We start from the raw sequence: 6,184 nt of genomic DNA on the forward strand, positions 1-6,184 counted from the left end.
CGGCGGGGTCGGCGGAACGCTGGCGGCCAGGGCGCAGCTACGCCGCGTCCCGGCTCTGGTCCGCGGCCTAGAAAAAAGCTCTCCGAGATTCCCGCCCCGGCCGGCCGGTGGCGATCCGGGGCTCGGGGACGGCTCCGAGCATGCTGGCGGCGACAGCCCGGTGCTCGCCCGCACCCACATCGCCGCCGTGCCACGGGGATTGCTCGCCCGAGCCATACGCGCGGTCAGCGGCGGGATCTCTCGCCCGGACCAGGAACCCATCACCACCGCAGCCCACCCTTCGACCAGCCCGAACCTCCAGACCAGAACACCAGGCAGACACACTCAGCAGCAGCCGATCGACTACAACCTCACTCTCACCAGTGAAGATCACCAACAGCATCCAGAAGTTGAGCCAGAGCCATGACTCGTGAGCAAAGCCAGGTTGCCGACGAAGCCGCTGCCCGGGTTCACCTCACCGTGGAGGTGCGAGGCCTCGATGGGGTGGTCGGGGCGCTGGGCCTTGTCGGGGACGCCCCGGGTCTCGCACGGAGCGCCGGGGCGGGTGGTGTCCGGCCGCCCCCAGTGAACGGGAGCGGCAGGCGGCTGCCAGTGCGGGGAGTCGTCGACGAGCACGAGCGCCGCGTCGTCACGCCCACCGGAGGTGCCGGCCAACACTACGGTTCCGGTCGCGGTGCCGCTGCCGGCCGGGTGGAAGACCTTCACCCTGGTGCCGGTGGGGCCGGTGACGTGGGCGGAGGTCAGGACCAGCCGGCCGCCGACCGCATACCCGGACCCGCGTCCGCCCGGCCCGTCGCAGCCGCCGAAGGGGCCACTCCTCAGCCCGTAGGACTCCGGGCCGGTGCCCGTATGGCTCCGGGCCCGTGCCCGTCCGGCATCGGTACGGCTGGGCCGGAAGGCCCATTGCCCTACTGGTCCCTCCCCTCAGCGGTCTGCTCCGTTCCGCCCGGCTCGGTCGGCGCCTCGGACGCGCGCGTGCCGTCCAGGCGGATGCCGCGTGCCGAGGCCCACATCACCAGGGCGCTGCCGCACACCACGCCACAGTCGGCGAGGTTGAAGACCGGCCAGTGCGGCAGTTGGATCCAGTCCACGACGCGTCCCTCCCACGGAGAGGGGGCCCGGAACAGCCGGTCGACGAGATTTCCGGCCGCCCCGGCGATGACCAGGCCGAAGGAGACCGCCCAGAGGGGGGTGCGGATTCGGGGCGACACCATCAGCATGAGGACGATGACCATCATCTTCACCGTGGTGAAGAACCATGTCTCCCCCTCGCCGATGGAGAATGCTCCACCCGAATTGAAGACCAACGTGAATTTCAGAAGCCCACCGAGTGCCTCTGTCGGATCGGTCCCTGAGAAATGTGTCAGTGCTATCTGTTTGGTGATGAAATCCGACGCCAGCAGCGCGAGTGCTACGGCTGTCATGGTTCCCAGTCGTCGAGGCGTGTCACCGGGTAAGGAAGCTCCTCGCGCAACCCGTAGGCGTAGTAAGCCAGTCATGGCCGCATTGTAGGTGACGGCTGCTTGCGCACGAGCGTTCCCAAGAACGGGAGCACACCGTCAGAACGGGAGCACACCCTCGCCGTTGCCGGGCGTCGGCGAGCCACGACGGTCACTTGAAGACTTCGGCGAGGCGTGTCAGCCCTTCCCTGATCGTCCCGGAGGGGTGTCCGGTGAACGAGAGCCGCAGGGTCGCCAGGTCGACCTGGTCCGCGAAGAACGGCGCGCCGGGCACGTAGGCGACGTCATGGACCGCGGGCCGGAGCGGACACGGGCGTCGTGCCCGCCCCGGGCGGGGGCTCCGCAGCCGGTGCCCCGTGACGTCCTACTCCTCCGGCTCCCAGGCGCGGAGCAGGTCGAACAGCCCGGCGTCGCCGTCGATCCGTACGGAGTCCGCCGTAATGCGGTCGTAGAGGAAGAGGACCAGTTCCCCGGCCGTGGCGTGGGCGGAGACGCCGGCTGCGTCCGGGCCCTCGCCGCCGGTGGCGGCGGGCAGACGGGTGGTCCGGGCGCCGTCGCCGTCGACCGTGAGGCGCCAGGAGCGCCCCTCGGCTGGTGTGGGGTTGCTCATTCCTGTGCGCTGGCCGTGGTGGGGGAGTGGGCTGGTGTGTATGACCGCCGGTCCCGTCTCCGCGCTGTCCGGTTCCTCGCCCGAGGGGCTTCTGTGCCCTCGGGCGCGGGGGTGTGCCGCACTGCCCGTGGTTCTCGGCGGTCTTCACGCGGACGAGGTCGGGCAGGCCCCCGGCTCCGTGCCCCCGTTCCGTGCCGGTGGCTGTCAGGGGCGACGGGCAGAGTGTTGATCATGTTTAAGGGATGGTGGCATGTCCGGCCGGACGAGGAACGTCAGCAGTGGACGCTGGAGCCGTTCACGGCCGCGGGACCGTTGCGCTTCAGCATGAGCGCCGACGAGGTGACGGACGCCCTGCGTGGTGTCACCACGGATGCCGAGCACCGTACTTGGGCCGGCGGACGGCACGACAACACCTGGAGTGTCACCGAGGGCCGGTGCCGGGAGTTCGGCCTGCACGTCTACTATCGGGACGGGCGGCTGTCCGGCATCGCGGTCGACGCCCTGTGTGGACCGCAGGTCACCGCCGACGGCATCGCGCTCGTCGGCCGGGCGCCCTCCGCGCTGGAACAGTGGATGCTGGAACGGGCGGAGACCCGGCCCGACGAGCTCTCCTACATGAGCGCGGGTGTGCCCTGCTCGAACTCCCTGGGTGTGGTGATCAACGTTCAGCCGGAGGGCGACCGCCTCCTCACCCGGCCGGTGTCCTTCCCTGCCGAGGCACTCGGAGACCTTTCCCACTGGCTACCGTGCAGAGCCTGGGAGATCCACGACTGAGCACCGCTCGCATACGACCCGTGCGAGGGCGCGATCGGGGCGGTCGTGCCCGCAACCTGGCGCGAGCCGCGATGTCGGCCTGGGCCGCCTGGTCAACCCCCGGCTCCTACGGCTCCGTCCACCCGCGGGGCCGCCCGCCCCGGGCTGAGAAGCTGATGCGCCGGCATCGCGACTGCAGCTGTTCTCGCAGCCAACCCGGGAGGCCAACGAGGATACGCGGTCGACGGAGGGACGCTGTTACGGCACCATCCGGGGCAAGGTCCGACGATGAGGAGCACGGTGACAAGCCAGGGCGTGGAGATCACGACACGATGCGAGGCCTGCGGCGGTGTGCTGATACTCGACACCGGCCAGTCCATCGAAGGTGGACGTCTGTGGTGGGGAACCGAGGGGGCCTGCCAGTCCTGCCCTGTCGCCTGGTGCGACCAGGACTACGGCGACGCGACTCCGGAGGAGATCCGCCAGGCCCTCCTGGCGGAATACGGACCCGCCCGGCTCCGGCTGACAGAGCCCGAGGCGAGTGCAGTGCCCGTTCTTCGCGCTCTTCGAGAGGTGCACGGCCTGTCACTGGTACAAGCACGGGCTATGGCGGACGAGTTGAAGACGACCGGCCTCGTGGGCACGTTCGTCGAGATGGAACTTGTAGCTTCCCGGCTCCGACACCATTCCGTCGGAGTGACAGTCGAGACATCGTCCGGCTGACCGTCCGGAGCGAGCCACATGCGGGGCGACACGCGCGCCGGGCCGAGCTCACGCCCAAGGCGCTGCGGCTCTACGACGAGCTCGGCCTGCTGCGCCCGGCGCAGGTCGACCCGGCGTCCGGCTACCGGTACTACGAACCGGCCCAGTTGGAACAGGCCCGGCTCGTCTCGTGGCTGCGACTGCTCGGCATGCCGCTGGCCCGGATCACCGCGGTCTGCGCGCTGCCGCCCGCCGCGGCGGCGGCCGCGGTCACCGCCTACTGGGCACAGGTCGAGCACGACACCGAGTCCCGGCGCCGACTGGCCCTCTTCCTCGCGGACCACCTGAACGGGAAGGACCCCGCGAACATGACCACTGCGAGCCAGCGTCCTGGCCGTCGACGCGCTGAAGGCCCTGACGGACCGGCCGGCCGCCGACGTGCGCACCGCTCTCGCGGAGTCGGTGGCCGCGGCGAACCGCCGCATGGCGGAGCTGGGCGCCTCCGGCTCGACGCTCACCGCACTGCTGTGGACCGGCTCCGAGCTCAACCTCGCCCACGTCGGCGACTCCCGCGCCTACCTGTTGCGCGCTGGCGAACTGTTCCGCATCACCACCGACCACTCCCTCGTCCGCACCCTGATAGACGAGGGCCGCCTCACGGAGGACGAGGCGGCGGCGCATCCGCAGCGTTCGCTGCTCACGCGTGCGCTGGACGGCCGGGAGGGCAGCGACGCCGATCTGTCGCTGCGCGAGAGCCGGGCGGGGGACCGCTACCTGCTCTGCTCCGACGGCCTCTCGGCCGTGCTGCCCGACCCGGACATCCGCGCGGCGCTGGTCGCCGCGGACGACCCGGACGTGGCGGTCCGCGATCTGGTCACCCTCGCCCGCCGCGCAGGGGCCCCGGACAACATCGCCTGCGCCGTGGCTGACGTGGAGTAAGAGCTCCCGCAAATGGGTGTGCTCATCGGCGGCGGTTTGGTCGCTTGTCCCAGCGGTGAGTGGTCCAGGCTCGGCGGATGAGGCTGCGGACCGTGATGATCGTGTCGGCGAGGTCGAAGAAGGCGTTGACGACGGTTTTGCGGCGTTCGTAGCAGCGGGCGAGGCGGTGGAAGGCGTTCTGCCAGGCGTGAGTGCGCTCGACGTACCACCGCTGACTGGCCTGGATCGGTGCCTTCTCGCCCTTGCGCGCGATGCGGCCGTGCAGGTGGTGGGCGGCGAGTTCGGTGCGGGTCTTGTCCGAGTCGTAACCGGCATCCAGATGGACGGTGATGACGTCGGGCAGTGGTCCGAGATCGTCCAGTAGGCCCAAGGTCGGGGCGAGCAGCGGGGAGTCGTGGCGGTTCGCTCCAGCCAGGACAATACCGAGCGGGATTCCATAACCATCCGTCATGCCCGAGCGCTTCAGCCCCTGTTTGCCGCGGTCGACCGGTGAGCGCCTGGCGACCTCGCCGCCGCCAGGGGCCTCGGTGATGGAGCCGTCGATGGCGATCTGGTCGAGTACGAGCCCGACGACCCGATCGTAGGACTCCAGCGCGACCTGCTTGAGCTGGGCGAAGACGCCGAGCGCGATCCACTCGTCGCGGCGGTTGCGGATGGTGGTCGCGGAGCAGGTGGTGTCGGCGATTGCCTCGTAGGAGCAGCCGAACCGCAGTAGCTGTAGGAGCTTGTCGAACACGATCCGGTCGCTGATGCGCGGGCGGTGGCAGCCGAGCGGATGGCGCGGATCGACTGTCGGGCGATCGGGCAGCAGGGCCGCGAATTGGTCCCAGAGCGGGTCGGTCAGCCATGATGGCAGCACGGGCACAGGCCCCCCCAGGTGATCACAGAGCGTCGCAACTCCATGATCGCCGGAACCTGTGCCCGCTTTGCTGCCGGGCTCCCCGCGCCGCCTATCTGCGCGAGCTCTAGGTCGCGCTGGATCTGGCGAGCGATAGAGTGGCGCACCGATGCCGATGTGGTGGTGGCGATCTTCGAGGGAAGGTCAAGGCCGCAGCGGTCATCAGGGTGGAGGGCCAGGCGCCGAATTTGCGACTGTCGGAGGCGCACGCGGTGCCGGTACCCCACCACATCTCGTCCCGGACAGCGAAGGTGGCGTTCACCAGTATCCGCAGGGCCGCGCGCGTGCCACTGCCAACCGGTGCGCGGCCTGCGAGCGCCGCGCGGCCGGCCGCCTTGCCATCGGCCCGTGTGCTCGCTGCGGCCGCCGCCGCGTCCTGGACGCCGCGAGCCATCACTGCCACCCCTGCCACACCCGCGACCCAATGACCGCCCCACCGCCTCCCACCTGCCAGGCATGCGGCCACAACGGCCAGTGGATCAAAGGCCTGTGCAAGACCTGCTACCAGCGCTCGGCGCACGCCGTGGCCGCCCGCGCCGCCGGGGCTGCCCGCCGACTCGCCGCCACCCCGCCCTGGTGGGACGACTTCGCCGGCCACCTGGCCGCGCACCGCAACCCCATGTACGCCGGCGACCTCGTGGCCCGCACCGCCCGGTCGCGCGGCGTCAACGCGCGGTGAGGGAAGCCACGTTGCCGGTGGTCTCCACCACGGTCGGCGTGCCGCTCCCCGCGTCGACCGCGTAGACCTTGGCGCCGGTGTCGGTGGTGACGGTGATCCGGTCGGGGGCTGTCCAGCGGGCGGACTTGAATGCGCCGTCGCCC

General features: G+C 70.6%; 7 protein-coding genes and 1 pseudogene. 4 read left to right on the top strand and 4 right to left on the bottom strand.

All coding sequences use genetic code 11. The features are described from left to right. Window positions 1-908: 908 nt before the first annotated feature. The 3 genes from lspA to ACFU7Y_RS38040 form a co-directional block, all read right to left on the bottom strand. On the bottom strand, window positions 909-1,424 hold the full coding sequence (gene lspA, locus ACFU7Y_RS38030) for a signal peptidase II (protein ID WP_224280044.1): 516 nt from the start codon (window positions 1,422-1,424) through the stop codon (window positions 909-911). A gap of 187 nt (window positions 1,425-1,611) precedes the next feature. Continuing rightward, complete coding sequence (locus ACFU7Y_RS38035) at window positions 1,612-1,734, bottom strand: hypothetical protein (protein WP_380771091.1); 123 nt, start codon at window positions 1,732-1,734, stop codon at window positions 1,612-1,614. Between the two features lie 90 nt (window positions 1,735-1,824). Continuing rightward, entirely contained in the window at window positions 1,825-2,070 is a 246-nt protein-coding gene (locus ACFU7Y_RS38040) for a hypothetical protein (RefSeq protein WP_374119967.1), read from the bottom strand. A 231-nt stretch (window positions 2,071-2,301) separates the two neighbouring features. Here ACFU7Y_RS38040 and ACFU7Y_RS38045 point away from each other — a divergent pair, with 231 nt between their 5' ends. From ACFU7Y_RS38045 to ACFU7Y_RS38055, 3 genes and pseudogenes are all read left to right on the top strand, one after another. Beyond that, window positions 2,302-2,844 carry a hypothetical protein gene (locus tag ACFU7Y_RS38045; RefSeq protein WP_380771092.1) on the top strand — a complete coding sequence of 181 codons (543 nt, stop codon included), beginning with the start codon at window positions 2,302-2,304 and terminating at the stop codon, window positions 2,842-2,844. 267 nt (window positions 2,845-3,111) lie between these two features. Continuing rightward, on the top strand, window positions 3,112-3,546 hold the full coding sequence (locus ACFU7Y_RS38050; protein WP_224280048.1) for a hypothetical protein: 435 nt from the start codon (window positions 3,112-3,114) through the stop codon (window positions 3,544-3,546). After that, window positions 3,543-4,464 (top strand): annotated as a pseudogene (locus tag ACFU7Y_RS38055) (MerR family transcriptional regulator). The gene ACFU7Y_RS38050 and the pseudogene ACFU7Y_RS38055 overlap by 4 nt, the downstream one beginning before the upstream one ends. A gap of 22 nt (window positions 4,465-4,486) precedes the next feature. Here ACFU7Y_RS38055 and ACFU7Y_RS38060 read toward each other — a convergent pair. Then, window positions 4,487-5,329, bottom strand: a complete 843-nt coding sequence (locus tag ACFU7Y_RS38060) for an IS5 family transposase (protein WP_380771093.1) — start codon at window positions 5,327-5,329, stop codon at window positions 4,487-4,489. 457 nt (window positions 5,330-5,786) lie between these two features. Between ACFU7Y_RS38060 and ACFU7Y_RS38065 the strand changes: the two genes are divergently transcribed. Continuing rightward, window positions 5,787-6,041, top strand: coding sequence for a hypothetical protein (locus tag ACFU7Y_RS38065; protein WP_380771094.1), 255 nt, complete (start codon window positions 5,787-5,789; stop codon window positions 6,039-6,041). Window positions 6,042-6,184 lie beyond the last annotated feature (143 nt).

The organism is Kitasatospora sp. NPDC057542 (assembly GCF_042801945.1).
Classification (GTDB): domain Bacteria; phylum Actinomycetota; class Actinomycetes; order Streptomycetales; family Streptomycetaceae; genus Kitasatospora.